This window comes from Streptomyces sp. NBC_01497, assembly GCF_036250695.1.
Lineage (GTDB): Bacteria > Actinomycetota > Actinomycetes > Streptomycetales > Streptomycetaceae > Streptomyces.
Genome location: NZ_CP109427.1, coordinates 898,285 through 920,558 on the forward strand (window position 1 = coordinate 898,285; position 22,274 = coordinate 920,558).

At 71.9% G+C, this 22,274-nt stretch carries 20 protein-coding genes and 2 pseudogenes; 10 read left to right on the forward strand and 12 right to left on the reverse strand.

Translation table 11 applies throughout. The features are described 5' to 3' along the window. Positions 1-53 precede the first annotated feature (53 nt). Positions 54-1,223 carry a DegT/DnrJ/EryC1/StrS family aminotransferase gene (locus OG310_RS03900; RefSeq protein ID WP_329454468.1) on the forward strand — a complete coding sequence of 390 codons (1,170 nt, stop codon included), beginning with the start codon at positions 54-56 and terminating at the stop codon, positions 1,221-1,223. On the opposite strand, the gene eno is transcribed toward OG310_RS03900, so the two are convergent. From eno to OG310_RS03930, 6 genes are all read right to left on the reverse strand, one after another. Continuing rightward, positions 1,192-2,472, reverse strand: a complete 1,281-nt coding sequence (gene eno / locus OG310_RS03905; protein WP_329454469.1) for a phosphopyruvate hydratase — start codon at positions 2,470-2,472, stop codon at positions 1,192-1,194. The genes OG310_RS03900 and eno overlap by 32 nt on opposite strands. Positions 2,473-2,556: 84 nt before the next feature. Next, the gene (locus OG310_RS03910; RefSeq protein ID WP_329454470.1) at positions 2,557-3,783 is read right to left on the reverse strand and encodes a hypothetical protein; all 1,227 of its coding nucleotides are present in this window, start codon (positions 3,781-3,783) and stop codon (positions 2,557-2,559) included. Then, positions 3,780-4,541, reverse strand: coding sequence for a hypothetical protein (locus OG310_RS03915; RefSeq protein WP_329454471.1), 762 nt, complete (start codon positions 4,539-4,541; stop codon positions 3,780-3,782). The genes OG310_RS03910 and OG310_RS03915 overlap by 4 nt, the downstream gene beginning before the upstream one ends. Positions 4,542-5,021: 480 nt before the next feature. Continuing rightward, on the reverse strand, positions 5,022-5,150 hold the full coding sequence (locus tag OG310_RS03920) for a hypothetical protein (protein ID WP_329454472.1): 129 nt from the start codon (positions 5,148-5,150) through the stop codon (positions 5,022-5,024). 288 nt (positions 5,151-5,438) lie between these two features. After that, positions 5,439-5,735: a putative quinol monooxygenase gene (locus OG310_RS03925; protein WP_329454473.1), complete on the reverse strand. Its 297-nt coding sequence runs from the start codon at positions 5,733-5,735 to the stop codon at positions 5,439-5,441. 273 nt (positions 5,736-6,008) lie between these two features. Beyond that, the gene (locus tag OG310_RS03930; RefSeq protein WP_329460013.1) at positions 6,009-7,331 is read right to left on the reverse strand and encodes a hypothetical protein; all 1,323 of its coding nucleotides are present in this window, start codon (positions 7,329-7,331) and stop codon (positions 6,009-6,011) included. 692 nt (positions 7,332-8,023) lie between these two features. Here OG310_RS03930 and OG310_RS03935 point away from each other — a divergent pair. From OG310_RS03935 to OG310_RS03970, 8 genes and pseudogenes are all read left to right on the forward strand, one after another. Continuing rightward, positions 8,024-9,310 (forward strand): molybdopterin-dependent oxidoreductase, encoded by a 1,287-nt coding sequence (locus tag OG310_RS03935; protein ID WP_329454474.1) that lies wholly within the window; start codon positions 8,024-8,026, stop codon positions 9,308-9,310. Further along, on the forward strand, positions 9,307-9,861 hold the full coding sequence (locus tag OG310_RS03940; RefSeq protein ID WP_329454475.1) for a hypothetical protein: 555 nt from the start codon (positions 9,307-9,309) through the stop codon (positions 9,859-9,861). The genes OG310_RS03935 and OG310_RS03940 overlap by 4 nt, the downstream gene beginning before the upstream one ends. A 1-nt stretch (position 9,862) precedes the next feature. Continuing rightward, positions 9,863-11,020: an NAD-dependent epimerase/dehydratase family protein gene (locus tag OG310_RS03945; RefSeq protein WP_329454476.1), complete on the forward strand. Its 1,158-nt coding sequence runs from the start codon at positions 9,863-9,865 to the stop codon at positions 11,018-11,020. A gap of 65 nt (positions 11,021-11,085) precedes the next feature. Then, positions 11,086-11,763 (forward strand): annotated as a pseudogene (locus OG310_RS03950) (glycosyltransferase family 2 protein); the annotation flags it as partial. Positions 11,764-11,981: 218 nt separating this feature from the next. After that, positions 11,982-12,614: a TIGR04282 family arsenosugar biosynthesis glycosyltransferase gene (locus tag OG310_RS03955; protein ID WP_329454477.1), complete on the forward strand. Its 633-nt coding sequence runs from the start codon at positions 11,982-11,984 to the stop codon at positions 12,612-12,614. Then, positions 12,611-13,444: a class I SAM-dependent methyltransferase gene (locus tag OG310_RS03960; protein ID WP_329454478.1), complete on the forward strand. Its 834-nt coding sequence runs from the start codon at positions 12,611-12,613 to the stop codon at positions 13,442-13,444. Before OG310_RS03955 ends, OG310_RS03960 begins: the two co-directional genes overlap by 4 nt. A gap of 318 nt (positions 13,445-13,762) precedes the next feature. After that, positions 13,763-14,613 (forward strand): annotated as a pseudogene (locus tag OG310_RS03965) (alpha/beta fold hydrolase). A 62-nt stretch (positions 14,614-14,675) separates the two neighbouring features. After that, entirely contained in the window at positions 14,676-15,161 is a 486-nt protein-coding gene (locus tag OG310_RS03970) for a MarR family winged helix-turn-helix transcriptional regulator (protein WP_329454479.1), read from the forward strand. 198 nt (positions 15,162-15,359) lie between these two features. On the opposite strand, the gene OG310_RS03975 is transcribed toward OG310_RS03970, so the two are convergent. The 5 genes from OG310_RS03975 to OG310_RS03995 all read right to left on the reverse strand — a co-directional run bounded on the left by OG310_RS03975 (position 15,360) and on the right by OG310_RS03995 (position 20,330). Beyond that, entirely contained in the window at positions 15,360-15,761 is a 402-nt protein-coding gene (locus OG310_RS03975) for a DUF6924 domain-containing protein (protein WP_329454480.1), read from the reverse strand. A 400-nt stretch (positions 15,762-16,161) separates the two neighbouring features. Continuing rightward, on the reverse strand, positions 16,162-17,610 hold the full coding sequence (locus OG310_RS03980) for a dihydrolipoyl dehydrogenase family protein (RefSeq protein WP_329454481.1): 1,449 nt from the start codon (positions 17,608-17,610) through the stop codon (positions 16,162-16,164). A gap of 122 nt (positions 17,611-17,732) precedes the next feature. Then, on the reverse strand, positions 17,733-18,446 hold the full coding sequence (locus OG310_RS03985; protein ID WP_329454482.1) for an alpha/beta fold hydrolase: 714 nt from the start codon (positions 18,444-18,446) through the stop codon (positions 17,733-17,735). A gap of 103 nt (positions 18,447-18,549) precedes the next feature. Then, entirely contained in the window at positions 18,550-19,419 is an 870-nt protein-coding gene (locus tag OG310_RS03990) for an alpha/beta fold hydrolase (protein WP_329454483.1), read from the reverse strand. Between the two features lie 560 nt (positions 19,420-19,979). Next, entirely contained in the window at positions 19,980-20,330 is a 351-nt protein-coding gene (locus OG310_RS03995; protein ID WP_329454484.1) for a hypothetical protein, read from the reverse strand. Positions 20,331-20,876: 546 nt separating this feature from the next. Here OG310_RS03995 and OG310_RS04000 point away from each other — a divergent pair. Further along, positions 20,877-21,743, forward strand: a complete 867-nt coding sequence (locus tag OG310_RS04000) for a DUF427 domain-containing protein (RefSeq protein WP_329454485.1) — start codon at positions 20,877-20,879, stop codon at positions 21,741-21,743. A gap of 22 nt (positions 21,744-21,765) precedes the next feature. Here the strand turns inward: OG310_RS04000 and OG310_RS04005 are convergent, their stop codons facing one another. Next, positions 21,766-22,260 (reverse strand): hypothetical protein, encoded by a 495-nt coding sequence (locus OG310_RS04005; RefSeq protein ID WP_329454486.1) that lies wholly within the window; start codon positions 22,258-22,260, stop codon positions 21,766-21,768. Positions 22,261-22,274: the final 14 nt, after the last annotated feature.

Genomic DNA, 22,274 nt, shown 5'->3' on the forward strand with positions numbered 1-22,274 from the left:
GCAAATGCCACGAAGTCGACCGGAGTTGAGTCTCCGAAGGAGTCGATCGCCGCATGCCGCAGCATTCCTCCCCCAGCAATGACAGTGACGTCGTCGTACCTTTCCGGGACCTCCGACGGCTGCACAGAATAGGTGGGGATTCATCACGGGCTGCCCTGCTCACAGCTCTGGATTCGGCTGATTTCGCCCGTCCCAACCGGCTCATTCGGGAATTCGAGGAACGCTACGCCGAATTCTGCGGAGCCCGGCATGTCATCGCGACCTCCAGTGGTTCCTCGGCGCTCCTCCTGGCCTACCTGACCCTCGGGATCGGGCCCGGCGACAACATCGTCACCGTCCCCAACACGTTCGTCGCCACGGCGGAGGCGGCCCTGCTGCTCGGCGCCGAGGTCCGGCTGGCCGACATCGACCCGGCCACCCACACGGTCGACGAGGCCGCAGCCCTCGACCTGCTGACGCCCCGTACGAAGGCAGTGGTACCGCTGCACACGTACGGGCGGCTCGCCGCCGTCGACGGCCTCGCCGACGCGTGCCGCGAGCGTGGCATCGCCCTCGTCGAGGAGGCGTGCCACGCCCACGGCGCCGTGCGCGGGGGCCGCAGCGCCGGGTCGTTCGGCGACTGCGCGGTCTACAGCTTCGGTCCGACCAAGACCTTCGCGGGTATGGGCGAAGGCGGCGCCGTGGTGACGAACGACGACGAACTCGCCGCCCGATTGCGGGCCATGAACAGCCACGGTCTCGAAGGCTCGCTCCACACCTCGCTCGGCCTCAGCTTCCGCATGCACCCGATGGAGGCCGCCTACCTGACGGCCCGCCTCGAACTGCTGCCGGCGATGCTCAAGGAGCGGCGGGAGGTCGCCGCGCTCTACAACGAGGCGTTCTCGCCCTTCGGGGTGGTGCACAACACCGATGTCCCCGACCTGGCCGAGCACGGCCTGTACGTGTACGTGATCGACGTGCCCGACCGGGACGCCTTCTGCCGGCACCTGACGTCCGCCGGGGTCGGCTGGGACATCCACTACCGCGCGGCACTGCACCAGCAGCCCGCACACCGTGAGCGCTTCCGTTCCAGCGTGCTGCCCTCCTGCGACACGCGGATGCGGGAGATCGTGTCGCTGCCGATGATCGCCGGGCTGACGGACCGGGAGGTCGCCCGGGTGATCGACGTCGTCACCGACGCGCTCGGCGAGGTCACGACGGCACCCGCGGCAGCCGGGGCGTGAACGCGCGGGGCCCCGGATAGACCGCCCGGGGCCCCAGCGCCTCCGCGATCCTCAGCAACTGGTTGTACTTGGCGACCCGTTCGCCCCGCACGGGTGCGCCGCTCTTGAGCTGCCCGCAGCCGGACGCGACCGCCAGGTCGGCGACGGCGGTGTCGTCCGTCTCACCGGTGCGGTGGCTCACCACGCAGCGGTACCCCGACGCGTGGGCGAGCCCGATCGCGTCGAGGGTCTCGGTGACGGTGCCGGCCTGGCCCGGTTTGGCGAGGAAGGCGTTGGCCGCCCCGCGTTCGACACCGTCGCGCAGCCGCTCGGCCCCCGTCAGGAACAGCGCGTCGCCGACGAGCTGCACCCGGTGGCCGATCAGCCGGGTCAACTCGCTCCAGCCGGCCCAGTCCTCGCCCCCGAGGGGGTCTTCCAGGGAGACCAGCGGGTAGGAGCCGAGCCAGTCGCCGTAGACGTAGGCCATGCCCTCCGCGTCGCGCACGCGCCCCGCGAAGTCGTAGCGGCCGTCGGGGCGCGGACTGATCCCCACGTCGAGGGCGAGGCCGACGTCCCGCCCCGGTTCCAGGCCCGCGGCCTCGATCGCGGCGCTCACCCAGTCCAGGGCCACGCGGTCGTCCGGGACCGGCGGGGCATAGCTGCCCTCGTCGGTGGTGGGAGCGGCCACACCCGCCTTCGCCAGCACCGCCCCCAGGGCGTGCCAGATCTCCGCGCCCCAGCGGACGGCCTCCCCGAGGTCCGGGGCACCCAGGGGAACGATCATGAACTCCTGCACGGCGGCCGCCCCGTTCCCCCGGGCGCCGCTGAGCACGTTCATCAGCGGTACGGGCAGGACGTGCGCGTCCGGGCCGCCGAGGTGGGCCGCGAGCGGCAGCCCGCGCGCGTCGGCCGCCGCACGGGCCACCGCGAGCGAGACGCCGAGCAGGACGTTCCCGCCGAGCCGCGACTTGAGCGGTGTGCCGTCCAGAGCGATCAGCAACGAGTCCAGCTCGCGCTGGTCCAGGGCGGAGCGCCCGCTCAGCGCGGGTTCGACCTCCTGGGCCACCGAGGCGATCGCGGTACGCAGCCCCTGACCCGCGTACCGCGTGCCGCCGTCACGGATCTCGGCCGCGAACGCCCCGGTGGTCACCGCGCCGGCGACGGAGGCCCGGCCCGTCGCGCCGCGCGCCAGCCGGACGTCCACCTCCAGGGCGGGCACGCCCCGCCCGTCGAGGATCTCCCGGGCCCGTACCGTACGAATCACGCTCATCGTTCGTTCCTTCCGTGCTCGTGCGCCCCCGCTCCGCGCGGGGCCGAGGGTCGTCCACGCCCGGTCCGTCGCCGGTCGGCGGGCTCATGCCGTCGGGACACCGTCCGGCGCTCCGATCAACCCGAGGTGGGCGACCGGATCGGGCTCCCGCCCCCGGTCGAGCCCGTCGAGCAGGTCCGTCATCAGCACCGCGCCGTTGAGGAAGAGTCCGAGCGAGCGGTTGTACCGCACGGCCGGCGCCTCGGCACGGTCCGAGAGCCGGCACGCGGACTCCGCGAGGACGTGCGACGCGTGGGCGAACAGCAGGCGGTGCACCCACGGCCCGGGCGGAAAGCCGGCGTCGGCGAGCATCGTCCAGACCTCCGGCAGCAGCTCCAGAAAACCCGCCGTGGCGGCCCGCAGCGGGCTCGGCACCGCGCCGGCGACGGTGTACGAGCCGGGGCCCGCCGAGTCGAGCGCGAAGCCCGCGCGCATGGTGTCGTCGAACAGCGTGACGGTGAACAGCATCTTGGCGAGGTCGTAGACGACGTCCCACGGCGTGAGCACGCCCCTCGGGTCGAGGAGCCGGAAACCGGGGCCACCGCCGGGCGGCGGGACCAGGATGTTGCGCAGGTTCAGGTCACCGTGCACCGGCTGCGAGAGCGGACTGCCCGCGAACAACGCGGTGACGTTCGCCGATTCGGCCCTGCGGACCAGCTCGCGCAGACCGTACGCCCGGCGTCCGCCGACCGTGACGTGCGGGTCTTCGAGGAGGTCGGCGGGCAAGTGGCGCTCCAGGATCCACCGACGGCGCGTCAGGCGCTCCAGGTACATCGACTGCCACAGCCGCTCCGGCCCGGGCGCCACGACACGGCCGTACCCGTCCGCGACGAGCGCCCGCAGCACCGGGCCCAGCAGCTCCGGCACGCTCCCGCCCCCGCGCAGGGCCTCGACCAGCGTGGGCCAGGGGTAGTAGGTCAGCACATAGGCCGACCACGCGCGGCGGTGCGCCGAGTGCAGGATCGCCGCGTACGACCCCGCGACGCCGGGAGCGGTCCGCTCCAGCAGCTCCTGCTGCCGCTGCTTGGCACGGAAGGTCTTGAGCCCGTGCCCGTCGACGCGTTCCGAGGCCGGCTGGAGGCATTTCAGCACCACCTGTTCGCCGTCGGCGGTCGTGGCCAGGGCGCACGCGGAATCCGAACCGCCGTCCTTGAGGACGCGCACCAATGTGAGACCGAAGTGCGCCGCGGCCTCCTCCAGCGGGCCGGCCGACGGCGCCTGCGGGCCGCCGCTGTGCGCGGCGGCCCCGGCCTCGTGGGGCGCAGCCGTCACGGGCGGACGGCGCGCAGCCGGCCGGCGAAGGCGACGAGTTCCTCGTCCGTGCACTCGGCGAGCACCCCGCGCAGCCCGCCGCGCTCCCGCACCTCCTCGTCCAGCTCGACGGGCAGGGGGCGCTGTTCGGATATGACCCGGCCGGGGGTGTGGTCACCGGGGAGCCAGGTGGCGCGGGGCTGCCCGTCCTGCATGGTCACGACGCAGGGCAGCGGCACCCTGCTGTGGTACTTCTCGGAGACGTCGGTGCCGCCCCCGCCCTCCCGTGCCGTATAGACGTTGAACACGTCCGCGCGCTTCCAGGGCGATCCCGTCAGGTGGAACCAGCCGGGCGGGATGAGCGCGAGATCGCCCGGCCCGTACTCGGCCAGCCACACCCGCTCACCACCCGGCGGGGCGATCAGCATGACCACACGGCCGGACTCGACCTCGAAGACCTCCAGTTGGTCCGTGGAGTTCCAGTGGCCGATCGAGCGGACCGGCTCGCCGTCCGCGAGCACCCCGCCCTCGTACTCCACGAAGTCGCCCCGCCAGTGGAACGCCTCCGCGTCCGCCGGCGCGAGCGGCCTCGCCGGGATCCCGTCGCGGTAGGCCGTGTAAAGGAGCGGGCCCGGCTCCGCGGGGTCCGCGCTCAGCGCCTCCCGGTCGGCCACCACGGGGCCGACGCCATCCGGGCGCGCGCGGAGCAGGTCGGCGAGGTGGCGGGGCTCCTTCGCGGCGGGACGGTCGGTCTTCTCCTGCGTGACGAGCGGGTGCATGGCTTTCTCGATCCTCCGGATCTCGGCAGGGTGCCCTCGATGGCATGGCGCGTGAATTCACATCGCGTACGGCACGGAATTGCGGTCACGCCGGACACGTCCGCATTTTCCGGTCCGTTCGTGGAACGCCGGCCTTCTCCTCGCGGAGGGGTCCGGTCGGGGCCGACAAGGGCTTCGGGAGGGGAGCGGACCGGCAGGGGTGAACAATCCGCCCACGATCCGCCTCACTCAACTGTCGCATTGCTTCGCGGCGGTTCATGGGTGAGGAAGGTTGCGGCGCGATCATGCCCGGCGGGCGCGCCGTAAATCACGGCGCGCATGATTGTGACCGAGGCCACAGGTAATTGCTCGCGATTGTGTCCATGCAGCAGAAAGGGCGGCAACCCGGCGCAAACGACCGGAGGTCAAGCAGTCCGGCCCGGAAGCGGACGACCTTCGGTCCGCGCGCGCATCCGGGCGGACCCTTCCAACCCCGGTCATTCAGGCCGCACTCGACTCCGAGCCCCGGCCGCCGCCCTCAAGCTCCGGCTCCGGCTCCGACTCCGGGTCTGCCTCTGCCTCTGCCTCTGCCTCTGCCTCTGCCTCTGCCTCTGCCTCTGCCTCAGTCATAGCCGGTCATCCGTCAGCGACGGTGCGTCGCCCAGGGGTCCGGATGGCCGGGGCCCGGCGCGGGATCTCCCGGCGCCATCGGGAAAGCGTCCGTTCGCGATTGGGGGCAGCGCCCGCGGTCTCCCCCGGTCTCGGCGTGGAGGGGCGACTTCCCGGGCCAGCGCGCACCGGCCCGGACCCCCGCTCCCGGCTTCCTCCCCCCCTCTCTAAGGGCCGTGACCGGCCGGGCGAGGAGGTCCGGCCGGGAAGCGCCCCGCCTGGGCCGCCCCTCCAGCCGGGAGCCTCGGGTTACTTGGCGGCCAGGACGTCGACGGGAGTGATCTCCGGGGCGCGCACGAGGAGGTCCCCCGCCACATTGCCCAGTGCCTTGGCGATCTCCCCTTCGAGGTGTGCTCGGCGTCCCTCCTCGGCGGCGAACGTGTCGAAGATCGCGAACTCGCGTTCGCTCAGCCGGCAGGCGTACCAGGTGACGGTCTGCTCCTCGGCGACGGCGAGTTCCCGGCCCGCCGCGAGGAACTCGGCAAGCGCCTGTTCCTTCCCCGGCTTGGCCTCCAGACGTACCAGCAGGCCCAGTGTCACGGTCATGGTGTTCTCCTCTGTCTGATCAAGGGCTGAATCGGGTGCCGCCGGGCGCCGGCCCGGAGTACCTGACCAGGTGCCACCGCCGGCGCCCCGCACGGTGAAACGACCGCGCACCGGGCCGGGGCATCAGCCGAACCGGTGAAAGGTGGGCCTGTGGGCCGGTGTGTCCGGCAGCGGCGGACGGCCTCCGTCCTACGGGTGTGTCCCGACCGCCGAGGGCGGTCCGCAGATGGCTCCTCCTCCCGCGCCGGATCCCGACGCCGCCACTGTGCGCCGTCACCAGCCGGTCAGAAGGAGGTGGTTGATCAGCAGGGCGACGACAGCCTGCGCGGCCAGCCACATCCGGCGGTCCGCGCGCGGCAGCAGCACCGCCGTCGCGGGCAGCCACAGGGTGAAGGGCAGCCAGATCCGCTCGGTCTCGGCCTTGCTCATCCCCGAGACGTCGGCGGCCACGATGGCCAGCAGGAACGCGCAGCCGAGCAGGACCACGGCCCGGTTGTCCCGCAGCGGGAACCGCAGGAGCCGCCCGATGCCCGCCACGGAGGCGAGACCCGCGCTCGCCACCACGGTCCCCAGGTCACCGAACAGCCAGTAGGAGTAAGGGCGTACACCGCCCACGCCCTGGTAGTACCGCACGACCAGCAGCGGGTACGCGTCCCACCAGCGAAACCCCACCGCCACGAAGAGCCCGGCCACCCCGGCCGCCGCACCCAGCACGTACGGAAGCGGCCGCAGGGTCCGCGCACACCACAGCACCGCGAGACCCGGCAGCGCGATCAGTGTGAGTCCGTACGAGACGTGGACCGCGAGACCGAAAAGGAGGCCGCTGCCGATCGCCGCCGCGGCGGGTCGCCGCACGCGCCGCGTGGCGGCGAGCGCCAGCAGGGCGAGCGCCCAGGCGGCGACACTCGCGAAGTACCCGTCACCGGACGCACCCACCCAGATGGCGGCCGGGGTCAGGACGAGGAAGGGCGCAGCGGTCCGCGCGGTGGCCTCCGTCCCGAGGGCGCGCAGGGCGATGAGCGCCGCAACGGCCACCGAACTGCCGGTGACCACGCAGAACACCCCGGCCCATCCCCCGCCCCCCAGGCCCATCCGGTCCAGGAGGACGAAGGTCAGCACGGCACCTGGCGGGTGACCCGCCACGTGCGCCGGCCAGTAGCCGGGCCGTCCGCCCACGATGTGCTGCGAGAAAGTGTGCAGGGCGGGCCACAGGTCGTCGAACCGCGGAATCGCGGACACGTATTCGTGACGGGTCGTCAGACGTCCGGCGATGCCGCGCTGCCAGCCGTCGACGAGGGCGAGGGAGAACGTCCACGCCATGGCGCTCGCCCAAGTCGCCGCGAGAGTGAGCCGCCAGGAGAGCACTTCGGCGGCCGTGGGCCCGTACGTGACGACCAGCACGGCGACGGCGACGGCGGCCGGGGTCCCGGGGCCGACGTGGGGCATCCAGTCGGCGAGAAGGGGTGGCCACGAGACGTTCAGTGTGCCGCTGGACCGCTCGATGACACCGCCCGCCACGGCGACAGCGGCGAAGAGGAGAACCCCGACGGCCGCCGCCACGATGTCACGGCGCCGGGTGTCCGGCCGGACGGCCATGACGGCCTTCGAGGCGGGATCGGTGGGAGGACGGGAGAAGGAGACGCTCACGGGCGCCACCCTAGAACGGCCTCCCGGCTCGAATGCGGAGCACGGGCGCCACGGAGGTCCCCGGCTCCCAGTAGCGCAGGAGAACGGCGTTATTCGCGTCCCCGTTCGCCGTAATCTTACCCGTGCGTGCGAAATACGCGGGGCACACGCTCCTGAGCAGGCCGTTCGCATGCGCGCCAGGAACGGTTCCATGGTCGGCCGAACGCCCATGGCGTCATTCTTTCGTCACATCCTTGATGACGTGCCGCCACGCGTTCGGGGAGAGTCGGACAAGGGCCGAGATCCGGGACCGCTTCGGGGAGCGAATCCAGGAGCTCATCAGGGAGGAATCCGGTCCGGATCGGCCAGCGGACCGGGGCGCGTCATACTTCCGTAAGAAGTCCGGCCGGGGTCGGGTTCCCTGGCCTTCGCGGGCCATTTCCGGGCACAGGACGGACGTGACCAGGGCATCCCCCCTTATCAGCCTCACCGCGTCGCGATGTCTTACGCAGTGACCTGATAATTCCTCACGCCCGCCTCGGATCTGCACAATTACCCGATTTCAGAAGGCGTCACGGGGCAGCGGTACCCTGTTGAGGTCATATTTTCGTCATGTCTCGGACCGGATGACGTTCCCTGGATGTGGTCTACAGTCCGGCGTCATGAAAGTTTCCAGTGGCCTTCCGGCAAGCCCGTGGCGAAGTCCTCTGCGCGGCCCGTGGCTGACGTCCGTATTCGGAGTGGTGCTGCTTGTCGGCATTCCGGTGCTCTTCGTCACTGGATTGCTCTCGTACGCGGCATACAACCCCGGTCTCGCGGCCGTCAACGACAAGACCCCGGACAAGGGGCTGCTGGGTTTCTACCTCTTCTCGTGGCCGACGGACCCGTACTGGCTGTACCGCCTCACTCAGGGCGTACACGTGACGCTCGGTGTGGTGCTCGTGCCGGTGCTGCTGGCGAAGTTGTGGTCCGTCGTGCCCAAGCTGTTCACCATCCCGCCGCTGCGGTCGGCGGGACACGCGCTGGACCGGCTGTCCTTGCTGCTGCTGGTGGGCGGCGGCCTGTTCGAGTTCCTGACCGGCGTGCTCAACGTCCAGCTCGACTACCTGTTCCCCGGTTCGTTCTACCCGTTGCACTTCTACGGCGCCTGGGTGTTCGTCGGCGCGGTGTCCGCCCATGTCGCCCTGCGCCTGCCACGCACCCTACGGGCCCTGCGCAGCCGGGACTTCCGGGCGGAACTGCGCACGAACACCGCCCGTACACGTCCCGAGCCGCGGGACCAGAGCGGGCTCGTCGCCGCCCACCCGTCCGAGCCGACCCTGTCACGGCGCGGCGCGCTCGGCATGGTGGGACTCGGTTCCCTGGCCCTGTTCGTCGTCACGGCCGGGCAGAGCATCGGTGGGCCGCTGCGCCGTACCGCCCTCCTCGCGCCCCACGGCAGAGCGGTCGGCGACGGGCCCAACGGGTTCCCGGTGAACAAGAGTTACCTGGCCGCCGGCATCCACGGCCCGGACGTCGGCGAGGGCTGGCGTCTCGTCGTCGAGGGACCCGGCCGGCAACTCACCCTGACGCTGGACGAGATACGCCGCCTGCCCCAATACCGTTCTGCGCTGCCCATCGCCTGTGTGGAGGGCTGGTCGACGGAGAATCAGCACTGGGAGGGGGTACGCCTCGTCGACCTGGCCCGGATGGCGGGCTACGACGACGACGTGCCCGGTGTGTTCGTCGAGTCGGCCCAGCTCACGGGCTCCTTCCGGGCCGTCGCGCTGCGCGGCAACCAGGTCCGCGATCCACGGTCGCTGCTCGCGCTGCGGGTCAACGGCGCGGTGCTGTCGCACGACCACGGCCGTCCGGCCCGCATCATCGTTCCGGACGCACCCGGTGTGATGAACACCAAATGGGTCCGCCGGCTCACCTTCGGTGCCACGGCTCAGGGGGCCCGCGCATGAGGAACCTCTCGCCGGCGCGGCGCCGGTCGGGCGGGACGGACGCGGGCACAGCGGCGCGGCGCGCCGGCGCGCGGTTCCGGCGGCTCTACGGCGCGTCACCCCCGCACCTGGTCATCCTGCTCGCGTCGTTCGCCGTCTGCGGGTACGCGGCGTTGCGGTGGCTCACGGACGACTGGCTGTCCATCGCGGTGTGGTTCGTCGGGGCGGCCGTGCTGCACGACCTCGTCCTGGTGCCGTTGTACGCAGGTGCCGACTGGATCGTCAGCCGCCTCCTCGGCCTCGCGGCCCGCGGGTCGCGGACGACACCACGAACGGCGGTGAATCACCTGCGCGTGCCCGCCTTCGTGTCACTGTTGCTGCTCCTCGTCTACTGGCCCCTCATCCTCGGGGACTCCCCCCACTACGCCGTGTCGACGCACCTGTCCGGCACCGTCTTCCTCGGGCGCTGGCTGCTGATCACCGCCGCGTTGTTCGGCGCGTCCGCCCTCTGGTTCGCGCTGGCCCGATGGCGGAGCCGCCCTCGCACACGTATCCCCACGAAGGAGCACTGACATGCGAGTACTGCTGACCGGCGGAGCCGGCTTCATCGGATCGCACATCGCCCGGGCCCTGCTCGCCGCGGACCACGACGTGGTCGTCCTCGATGCGCTGCTGGCCTCGGCGCACCCGGCGCCGGCCGACCCCGTCCCGGGCACCACCTGGATCCAGGGGGACGTACGCGACGCGGCGACGGTGGCCGGAGCCCTGCGCGGTGTGGACGTGGTGTGCCACCAGGCGGCCATGGTGGGACTCGGCAAGGACTTCGCCGACGCCCCCGCCTATGTCGCGTGCAACGACCTGGGCACGGCCGTCCTGCTGGCCGCCATGGCCCAGGGCCCGGTGCGCGGCCTGGTGCTGGCCGGATCGATGGTGGTCTACGGCGAAGGACGCTACGACTGCGCCCGCCACGGACGAGTCGCCCCCGGGCCCCGCGCCGAACGGGACCTGGCCGAGGGCCGGTTCGAACTACGCTGTCCGCACTGCGGCGAGGACCTCGCCCCCGGACTCGTCGGGGAGGACGCGGCGACGGATCCGCGCAACGTGTACGCGGCGAGCAAGCTCGCCCAGGAGCACCTGGCCGGATCATGGGCACGCGCGGTGGGAGGCAGGGCGATCGCCCTGCGCTACCACAACGTCTACGGGCCGGGCATGCCGCGCGACACACCCTACGCGGGGGTGGCGTCGTTCTTCCGTTCGTCCCTGGCCAGGGGGGAGGCCCCCCGCGTGTTCGAGGACGGCGGCCAGCGTCGCGACTTCGTCCACGTGCGGGACATCGCCGCGGCCAACGTCCTCGCCCTGACGGCCCTGGCAGGCCGCCCGCAGGGCTCGTTCCGTGCCTACAACGCGGGCAGCGGGGCACCGCACACCGTCGGCGAGATGGCCCGCACACTCTCCGACGCACACGGCGGTCCGGATCCCGTGGTCACCGGTGAGTACCGGCTCGGCGACGTACGCCACATCACCGCGTCCTCCACCCGGCTGCGCACCGAACTGGGCTGGCGGCCCGAAGTCCCGTTCGCGGCAGGCGTCCACGAGTTCGCACACGCGGCACAGCGGACGGCGCACCCGGCGCACCGCCCTACGGTCGCACCGGCCACCCCGGCCGCCCCGGCCTCTGCCACTTCCACTCCCATCGCCTCTGCCACTGCCACTGCCGGAAACCGGCCCTGACCGGCGCCCGTCCACTCCTCCCGTTGCGACGGCCCCGCTGGTTCCCCCTCCCCCCTTTCGACTCCATGGACGTGACTGCTTTGACCGCCACGACGGCAGACGTCGTACTCCCCTGTCTCGACGAGGCCCGCGCCCTGCCCTGGGTGCTCGAACGCATGCCCCCCGGATGGCGGGCCATCGTCGTCGACAACGGCTCCTCGGACGGATCGGCCGCCATCGCCGCGGCGCTCGGCGCCACGGTCGTCCACGAGGCGCGGCGCGGATTCGGTGCCGCCTGCCATGCCGGTCTCCTCGCCGCCGACGCCGAGTTCGTCTGCTTCTGCGACTGTGACGCCTCACTCGACCCCGGCCTGCTCACCGGCTTCGTCGAACGCCTCGCGGAGGGCCGGGCCGACCTCGTCCTCGGACGGCGCAGGCCCCAGCGATTCGGTGTCTGGCCGGCGCACGCGAGAGCAGGCAACCTCGCGCTGGCCCGTATGACGCGCACCAGGACCGGCCTCGACCTGCACGACCTGGGGCCGTTGCGCGCCGCGCGCCGGGCCGCGCTCCTCGGCCTCGGCCTGAGCGACCGGCGCAGCGGCTACCCGCTGGAGATGGTGGTGAAGGCAGCCGACGCCGGCTGGCGGGTCGAGGAGCGGGACGTGCCGTACCTGCCGAGGAAGGGCAAATCCAAGGTGACCGGCACCTGGCGCGGCACCTGGCACGCGGTACGCGACATGCGCGGTGTCCTCACCGCGCCGGCGGCGCCCGTGGGCACCACGGACCCCGTCCGTATCGCGGACCCCCTGACCGCCGGCGAGCGCGTGAGCGATGGAGGCCGCGTCGCCACGGGAGAGCCCGATTCCGCCGGGGACCCCGTCCGCACCGCGGATCCCGTGGGCAGTGCGGAAGCCGCGGGCGCCCTGGATTCCGCGCAGACCGCGCAGACCCGCCCCCGCCCCTCGCACGGAACGGATGTGCGATGACCACCCTTCTCGTCATCGCCAAGGAACCGGTTCCCGGCCGCGTCAAGACGCGCCTCTCGCCGCCCTACACACCCGGTGAGGCCGCGCGGCTCGCCGAAGCCGCCCTCACCGACACCCTGCACACCGTGCTCGACGCGGGCGCGAGCCGCAGGATCCTCGTCCTCGACGGAGAGCCGGGGCCCTGGCTGCCCCCGGGGATCGAGGTGTTCCCCCAGGTGACCGGCGGGCTCGACCGGCGCATCGCGGGGGCCTTCGCCCTCTGCGACGGTCCCGCTCTCCTCATCGGCATGGACACCCCGCAGGTCACGGCGCGGCTCCTGCGGCCTGCTCTCGACCCGGGGAGCCTGCGCCCGGACACGGCCTGGTTCGGCCCCGCGGCAGACGGGGGATTCTGGTGCCTGGGCCTCACCGACCCCGATCCCGCGCTCCTGACCGGCGTACCGATGTCCACTGCGGACACTGGCGCTCTCCAGCGGGCACGGCTCACCGACGCCGGTCTCGCCGTCCGGGACCTGCCCGAACTGCGCGACGTGGACACGGCCCACGACGCACGGCTGGTCGCGGCGGACGCACCGGGCAGCCGGTTCGCCGCCGTCTTGCGCGAGTTGGCGGGAGTCGGTGCCCGATGAGTCACCCGGGCACCGGCACCGCCGCGGCCAGGGGCTTCGCGACCGGGGCCGGACACACCGTTCCGCCCCCGGCGGGACACTCCCCCGCGAGCCCGTCCACCACCGGTGCCGGTGCCGGCGCCGGCACCAGCACCAGCACCGAGGCAGCGCCGCACGCCGTCCCATCGGAGTGGCGCGCCGACCCGTACACCCACGCCCTGACTTCCGGCCACGGTCCGCTGTTCCTGAAAGGCACGGACGGGGAACGACTGCCTCTCGGTGTGGAACGCTGGTGCGGCACACCGGACGCGGCCGACCGCACCGTCGTCGGGCGCTGTGAGGGCGCGGTGCTGGACATCGGCTGCGGTCCGGGCCGGTTCGTCATCGCGCTGGCCCTCGCGGGGCACAGGACACTCGGCATCGACGTCAACCGGGCGGCCGTGCGCAGGACCGTGCGACAGGGCGGACCCGCACTCGTGCGGTCGGTGTTCGACCCCGTGCCGCGCGAAGGCCGGTGGAACACCGCCCTGCTCGTCGACGGCAACATCGGCATCGGGGGAGATCCCGCGACGCTGCTCGCCCGCGCGGCGGAGATCCTGGTTCCCGGCGGGCTGCTGGTCGTCGAGGTGGCGGCCCGCGACATCGACGAACGCCTGGAGGTCCGCTTCGACACCGGCCGCTCCCGAACGGCGGAGGGCGAAGCCTTCCCCTGGGCCCGGCTCGGTACCCGGGCCCTGCTGCGTCACGCCGGCACGGCCGGTGACTGGGCGGGGCGGGAGACCTGGGACCACGCCGGACGCGCCTTCGTGGCGCTCCGCAGCCGGACCCGTCCCGCTCCGTCCTCCTGGTGACCTGCTGGTGAACTGCCCTGACCGAACACCCTTAATGTTCCGGGCAGTTCACCACGTGCCCGGCATCTTCGCGCGAGAACAGGCGGGAGTCGGCGGGCGCTCCCTCCCGGCGTTCGGCCGGGGCCTCCGGCGCGCACCCACCCCAGGTGGTCGGCCGGGGCCCCGGGCTCGCCCGCGTTGTCGCGGCAGGACAGCGGGTTCTTACGGAGCGATGACATCCGTTGCGCACAATTGAATTGCAGGCTACATTCATGACCGCAACCACGTGGGCGGGTCGCGATCTGACCGCCCGCCAGCCATCGCCGGAAGGAATGCACGATGAACGTCGCATCGCTGAAGCGCTCCAGTTCCCTGCGCCGAGGAACGGCCGCGAGTGTGGGCGCCCTCGCCCTGACCGCCGCCGGGGTCCTCGCCTTCGGCAGCACCGCGTCCGCCACGGACTCCCACGTCGGCGGGCCGAAGCCGACGATCGTGCTGGAGCATGGCGCCTTCGCTGACGCGTCCAGCTGGAACGGCGTGATCGAGCGGCTGCGGGGTGACGGATACCAGGTGATCGCACCGGCCGACCCGCTGCGCTCGGTCGCCACCGACGCGGCCTACCTGCGGGGCGTCGTGGACCACGTACAGGGCCCCGTCGTGCTGGTGGGCCACTCCTACGGGGTTCCGTCATCAGCGAGGCCGCGACGAACGACCCCAAGGTCAAAGCGCTCGTGTATGCGGCGGCCTTCCTCCCCGCCCCGGGGGAGAGCGCGGGCGAACTGTCCGCGAAGTTCCCCGGCAGCACCCTCGGAGATGCCCTCGACCCGGTCACGTACACGCTGCCCGACGGGACGCGGGGAACCGACCTCTCCATCAAGGCGGGGTCGTTCCACCACCAGTTCGCGGCCGACGTTCCCGCGGACCAGGCGGCTCTGATGGCGGCCACCCAGCGCCCCATCACGCAGGCGGCCCTCGACGAGAAGGCCACATCGGCCGCCTGGAAGACCACGCCCAGCTGGGACATCATCACGACCCAGGACCTCAACATCCCCCCGGCCGCGCAGAAGTTCATGGCGCGGCGCGCCCACGCCCACGTCACCGTGGTGAAGTCCTCCCACGCGGTGTCCGTCTCGCACCCCGCAGTCGTCACCGAGGTGATCGAGCAGGCGGCCCGCGCCACCGTGAAGTGACGTGCCCCCCGGGCCTTCGCCGGGCAAGTGGATTGTGCACAATTCGGTAGTACAATCGCCACATGTCCGATGACGCGCGCACGACACCCACAGCGGCCGGGGCGGACTTCCTCCGCCTCGACCTGCACCTCTGTTTCGATCTGCAGAACACCTCCCGGGCCTTCGGGGACGTGTACCGGCGGGTACTGCGCGACACGGGGCTCACCTACCCCCAGTACCTCGTCATGGTCGCCCTGTGGGAGCACGGCGAGCTGCCGGTCAAGCGCCTCGGGCAGCTCCTCAGGCTGGACTCTGGCACCTTGTCGCCCCTGCTCAAGCGGATGGAGGCGGCGGGCCTCGTGTCGCGGACCCGCAGTGCCGCCGACGAGCGCTCTGTGATCGTGCGGACGACCGCCCAGGGCGCCGGCCTCCGGGAGAGCGCGAACGACATCCCGTACGCGATCCACGCGGCGGCCGGCCTGTCCGAGGAGGAGGCCTCGGTCCTCCAGCGGTCTCTGAGGAAGCTCGCCGCATCGCTCGACGCCTGGGAGGACCGCACCGGCGAGTGAGGTCGAAGTGAGGTCGAAGGACACTGGCCCGCTCGTCCCGGCGGTCGCGCAAGCGACCCACCGGGAGGCGCACGCCGGACGGGGCCACCGGGGCCCGTCCCCGCGTGGGCGGGAACGGGCCCCGGCCGGATGCACACCTTCGGGCGGTCCCGCCCGGCGTGATCCACGGCGCGCGAGTGCGGCCTCGTCCGCCCGGGATCAGAAGCCCCGGAAGACCCCGTCCTCGTCCGCCGAGCTCGCGAAATCGTCCCAGTCCATGTTGGCAAGGGAGATGTTGTTCTCGATCGACCACAGTTCTTCGGCTATGACCCGAAGTTCGTGGCTTTCGTCCTCGTCGCGGTAGAGGACGAGCAGCGGCCTCCCGGGGGCGGTGAGGGCTGTCCTGTCCGCCACGATGAGGAAGAGATCCGGGCCGGCGAGCCCGGCGACCTGCTCCGATGTCAGGTCGCGGTGATCGGGATCATCGACGATCTGCAGATTGGCGAGGAAATCGTCCTCGTTCGGTGTCGTGACGGCCGTGAGCAGCGCGCGCCACGCCTCCTCGTCGGAGAAGTCGGTGCGGACGAGCGGGGTGCTGTCGTCTGTCGGGGGAAGACTCATGATGAAGCGCGGTCCTTGTCGTGGAGCGTCCAACAGGGAAGAGGCGTACGCGAGATCGGTCGCCCGACCTCTGCGCACCGCCACCTCGAACATAACCACCGGGTCTGACACTGAGGCCGGTACCCGGGTCGCGGTGGCCGTGACTCAGGGTCCGACCGACGTCCCGACGGGCTGTCCTGCGGTTGTTCCGTCCGGCCGCGGGGACCTGTTGCCGCAGCTCGGGACGGCCCACTCCGGCACCCGGCGGGTGTCGCGCGCACGGGCGCCCGCAACCCGTACCCCGTACGCCTTCGCCGGCGTCGCGGCGGCCGGCCGGCAGTACATCGATCCGGGCAACGCCCCACCCCCGGCAGTACGTCGAGTACGGCAGTGCGCCGTGCCCGGGGACGGCTCGCGACGCTCAGCCCCGGTACGCCTTCATCAGGTGCAGCCAGACCTCGCTGATGGTCGGGAAGCAGGGCACCGCGTGCCAGAGCCGGTCCATCGTGATGCGTCCCGCCACGGCCACCGTCGCCGAGTGCAGGAGTTCCGCGACGCCCGGGCCCACGAACGTGACACCGAGCAGGTACTCGTGGTCGAGGTCGACCACCATCCTGGCGTGCCCGCGGTAGCCGTCGGCGTAGAGGAAGGCCCCCTGCACCTCGCCCATGTCCACGTCGACCACCTTGGTCCGGTGGCCGGTCTGCTGGGCCTGTGCCGCGGTCAGCCCCACGGCCGCGGCCTCGGGGTCACAGAAGAAGACCTGCGGTACCGCTTGCGTGTCCGCGGTGGTCGCGTGGTCGCCCCACGGCTCCTCGTCGAGCGACAGCCCCCGCGCGCGGGCGCCGATGGCCTCGCCCGCTATCCGCGCCTGGTACTTGCCCTGATGGGTGAGCAGGGCGTGGTGGTTGACATCCCCGGCCGCGTACAGCCAGCCGCCGTCGACCCCGCGTACGCGACAGGTCCCATCCACATCCAGCCAGGAGCCGGGTGCGAGACCCGCCGTGTCGAGTCCGAGGTCATCGGTGCCCGGCGCCCTGCCGGTGGCGAACAGGACCTCGTCCGCCTCCAGTTCACCGCCGGTGTCGAGGCGCAGGGTGACGGGCCCCGCCGGATCGGGCCTGCTCAGGGACGTCACGGAGGTTGCCGTGCGCACGTCCACGCCCGACTCGGCCAGTCCCCGGGCGACCTCTTCGCCGACGAACGGCTCCATGCGCGGCAGGACACCGCTCCCGCGTACGAGCAGAGTGACCTGGGCGCCCAGCCCCTGCCAGGCACTGGCCATCTCCACGGCGACCCCGCCCCCGCCCACCACGGCGAGCCTTCCCGGTACGTCCTCGGAGTCGGTGGCCCGCCGGTTGTTCCAGGCGCGTGCCTCCTCGATGCCCGGCAGGTCCGGCAGGGAGGCGGCACTGCCGGTGCACAGGACCACGGCGTGCCGTGCCTCCAGCGTCACCCGCTCGCCGCCCGGCCGGTCGACCGTGACGCGGCGCTCGCCGGCGAGCCGCCCATGGCCGCGCACCAGAGCCGCGCCGAGACCGGTCATGGAGTCGGCCTGCCCGGCGTCGTCCCAGTTGGTGACGACACGGTCCCGGCGGGCGAACGCGCCCTGCGGGTCGACCCTCCCGGTCACGGCCGCCCTCGCCCCTTCGACCCGTTGTGTGTCGGCCACCGCGACGACCGGCCGCAGCAGCGCCTTGCTCGGGACGCAGGCCCAGTACGAGCACTCGCCACCGACGAGTTCGCGTTCGACCATGGCGACGGACAGGCCTGCGGCACGCGCGCGCTCCACCAGGGTCTGGCCGACCGGCCCCGCGCCGACCACGATCACGTCATGGAGGGCGGTCCGGTCATCGGGGGTCGGATTCATCTTCCTGCCTCTTCTCTCGGTGCCGCGGGTTGCCGGTCGGCGCGTCCGGTGTCCTGCCGGAGCGGCGCCGCCCTCCCGCTCACGGCGCCGGAACCGGGAGGGCCGGCCGCTTCCCGGCGGCTTCAGTGCACGAGCGCCGTCTGCTGGAGCGCGTCCATGATCACGTCCGTCACGAGCCCGGCCGCGCTGATCAGGGGGGCGTGGTCGGTGTTCATGGACCTGATGGACGCGTGCATGCGCTCTGCCATGAACCGCTGGGTTCCGGGCGGGATCATGCGGTCCTGTTCGGCCACGAAGTACCAGGACGGCCTGGTCCGCCAGAGGGGCGCTCCGACCGGAGTCGTGATGCACCCGACGGCGATCGGACGCTGGACGGAGGCCAGCCACGTGTGGTCCTCGGGCGTGGCGTTCTGCGCGAACGCGTCGGCGAAGGCCATGTCCGGCAGCCAGACGAGACCCGCCGCGTCCGGAGTGAGCTCGGGTGCGTCCGGGTGCGGCTCTCCCCGGTAGAAGACGTCGGCCACCGTCTCGCCCTCGTCGGGTGCGAGAGCCGCCACGTAGAGGAGGCCGCTGACCTTGTCGGGCCGGGCCGACCCGATGACGGCGCCCGCGTAGGCGTGCCCCACGACGAGTGCGGGTTCCGCCACCCGGTCGAGTAGCCGGTCGAGGGCCGCGACGTCGTCGTCGAGCGAGGTCAGCGGAAGGGGAGCGGCACGGGCCCGTACGCCCCTGTCCCGGAGGAGGCCGATGACCCGGCTCCAGCTCGATCCGTCGGCCCACGCTCCGTGGGCAAGCACCACGGGCGCCGTGGGGGCCGTGGTGTCGTCGGTGCTCATGTCGTGTCTCTCCCCTTCTCGAACCGCTCTGCCGCTCCCCTCGGAAGCAGCCGGAATGCCGTGTGCCACCGGAGCATTGGGGCCTTCGCCCGTCCTGCGCCCGTCAGGACTTCAACGCCCGGCCCAGGAAGCCGGTGATGAGCTCCGCCGCCTCGTCGAAGGCACTCTCCAGCAGGAAGTGGCCGCCTTCGAGCAGGTGGATCTCCGCGTCGGGCAGATCGCGGGCGAAGGCCTCCGCTCCAGCGGGGCCGAAGATGGGGTCGCCCTTGCCCCAGACGGCGAGCAGCGGGGGCCGCGCGTCCCGGAAGTATTCGTGCAGCGCCGGGTACTGCGGCGAGTTGGTCGCGTAGTCGAGGAAGAGCTTGAGCTGGATCTCGTCGTTGCCCGGGCGGGAGATCAGCTGGTAGTCGTGGTGCCACGTGTCGGGGCTCACGACGGTCTCGTCCGGGACCCCGGTGACGTACTGCCACTTGGTGACGTCGAGGGTGAGCGCGCCGCGGATGGCACTCTCGGCCTCCGGGCTCTGCTCGCGCTGGTAGTCCCAGATCGTCTTCCAGAAGCTCTCCACGAAGCCGTCGTCGTAGGCGTTGCCGCTCTGGGTGATGACCGCGGTGACCGCGCCGGGGTTGTTCAGGGCGAGGCGCCAGCCGATGGGGGCACCGTAATCCTGCACGTAGAGGGCGTACCGGGTGACCCCGATCTGGTCGAGCAGCCCCTTGGTCAACCCCGTCAGCGCGTCGAAGGTGTAGTCGAACTCGTCGACGCCCGGGGCGTCGGAGAATCCGTAGCCGAGGTGGTCGGGGGCGATGACGTGGTACCGCTCCGCGAGCACCGGGATGAGGTTGCGGAACATGTACGAGCTGGTGGGGAAGCCGTGCAGCAGCACCACGGCAGGGGCGTCCGTGGGCCCGGCCTCCCGGTAGAAGAGCTGCTGGCCCTGCACGGTCGCGTACCGGTGGTGAACGGTTGCCATAACTAACTCCTTAAATTTGTTTTGACGGTTATACTCAACCATGACCTGGGTAACCAGTCAAACTCTCATAGATGGTTAGCATGGAAAAGGGCCGGCACATCGCGCCCAGCGGTCCACCGGGCGCCCTCGTGGCACGTGGCATACCGCTCCGGCCACCTCGCCCCCCCCTGCCGCACCCGCCCCCGCTTCACCCGAGCCGGACCGGCCTCCGGGAACATCGCCGCCAAAAGGCCCTTTGGCGGCGCGGCTGCCTCCCAGCGGGGCAAACTCCACCTGGTGCACGCGTCGTTGACTCCGGAACCGGTACGAAGCGATCCGGCGGACCGGCACCGCCCGGCGCTCCCCGGCCGGACCCCGAGGACCGTTCGCCCGCTCCTCGGCGCCCGGAAACCTCGCGCGATCGGCGACCCGGCCAGGCGGGACTTCCCCATCCCGGTGTGGACGGTCCTCCTCTGCCGCGGGACGTCCTTCGGACGTTCCCGCGCTCCTTGACGACGGCGTTGTCATCGCGTTCGCTCCTTCGGGCCGCTGCCGTCGGCCGACGGGGCTGGACCGGGGCCTCAGATGCGGGACTCCCCGCCGCCGGCCCGAACCGTCACACCGCTCGGCGCGGGGTCGGTCGTCACGAGCGGGCCCGCCACCACCATGTCGTCGACGGCGCCGGTCCGCCTGCCGGGATTCTTCGCCCGCAGTTTCTCGAAGTACCCGCGTCTGCCCTCTTCACCCACGGAGTCCCGGATGCCGGTGCCACTGGCGCCCTGCGGGACCACGTACACACTGATCCGCCCGAGCACCTGGACGCCGCTTCGCCTGGACACCACGTCGTCGACCTGCCCGGCGCAAGCGGCCGACAGCTGGATGCCCGCGTCGTCGTGATCCGCCTCCCCGCGCGCTTCCGGTGCCCCGTTCACGTCCTACCTTCCAGGCACCACGCGGGCGCCGCGAGGGTGACGGCCGGGCGCCACGGCAAAGCCCGCCGCCATCGCCAACCCAACCACTGCCACTGCCACTGCCACTGCCACTGCCACGACCGATCACACGGACAACGATCCGGTTCTCAAGTGACACAGCCACGTGCTGGATGCCCTTTCTCCCCCCCGTTTCCCACTCTAGGAGCCGCCGACCTCCAGCGCCTTCCTCCTGATCATGGAAGTTCCGGTCGCTGGAGCGGACCTGACCATCCCGCCCACCTCCGGGGCGGCCGTGCGGCGGGCCGGTGTGGTGTGCGGCCTGGAACCCCGGACACCACGCACACCGTCAGCACACTGGCCGGGCAGGGGCAGAACCCCGCGCCCCGCCACCGTGTTTGGCCGGCCACGTTTCGCGCACGTCCGGCATTGCGGGTGCTCCCGCATGCCCCTAGCGTCGAAGGGAGGATTGCCCTGCGTCCCCGGCCCTCGCCGTGGGCGGGATGTGACGTGGACGGCGTCCGCCGGACGGGGAAAGAAGGGAACGCCATGGGTCTGGCATGGCAGCAGGGTCCACTGGCCGCCCATGCGGCGGGCAGGTTCCTGACGCCCGAACCACTCCCGCAGAGAGTCCTGTTCGCAGAGCCCCTGCGCCGCCGCATGCGGGCGAGGTTCGCCGGCGACTGGGTGGCCGACAGTGAGGACGTCGTGCTGCTGCACGAGCCCGGCCGCTACCCGGTGGCGTACTTCCCCCTCAAGGACGTCGCGGACGGGGCACTGCTGAGCACAGAGCGCACGACCCGCCACCGCGAGCTCGGACCCACAGCCTGGTACACCGTGCGCGGCGGGGACACGGAGACCGAGCGTGCGGCCTGGCGGCACACCGAACCACCGGATTTTGCCCGGGAGTTCGAGGGGCGGGTGGCCTTCGCCTGGCGCGCCATGGACGCGTTCTACGAGGAGGACGACCGTATCCTCGGCCACGCGGCCGACGCCTACCACCGGATCGACATCCGATCGACGTCCCGCGAACTCGTCGTGCGCGATGGCGACCGGGTCGTGGCCAGGTCACAGCACCCACTGGTGTTGTACGAGTCCGGCTTCGCGCCCCGCTGGTACGTGCCGAGGGCGGACGTGGACGAGGGTGCGCTCCAGCCCGTCGAGGGCCGGACGTTCTGCCCGTACAAGGGACTGGCCGACTACTTCGCGATCGGCGGGACACCCGGGGCCGCGTGGTCGTACGAGGACGCGTATCCGGAAGTGGAGCGGGTCTCCGGCCACGTCTCCTTCGAACCGGACAAGGTAGAGGTCACACTCGACGGCGAGCGCCTGCGTCTGGAGCCCGGGCAGAACGTGATCTCCCACGGGATGGACCGCGGCCTCGATGTCGAAGAACTCCGCCGCGCGACGGCGTAGGACCGTGCGCCTTTCCCGCGTTTCATGGCCGGCTGCCCGGCGGGGCGCCGCGGGCCTCGTCCTGAACGTCCATGAGGAGAAGGCTCCCGGTACCCGTCGTAGGGACGGCCGTACGACGGAACCGCAGGGCGTGCGATGCCAGGGTGATGCCCGCCAGCGAGAGGAAGCCGAGGCCGCTGCTCACGACGCCGGCCCATCCGAAGGCGGAGAACAGCGCCCCGGCGACGGCGGATCCGGCAGCGCCTCCGGCGAAGACGCAGAAGATGTAGACCGTGTTGAGCCTCGCCCTGATCTCCGGTCGCACGGCCAGGATGCGTGCCTGGTTGGCGATCTGGCCGCTGGTCGTCCCGTAACCGAGAAGATTGCAGCCGATCACCAGAGCGATCAGTGACTGGCCGGCCAGGGCGAACACGGTGAAGGCGAGCAGCGCCGACGCGATGGACAGGGCGTTGACGGCACGCGGGCCCCATCGGTCGGTGAGGTGTCCCGAGTACCGCGCCCCCAGGGCGCCGGGCACGCTGAACAGGCACG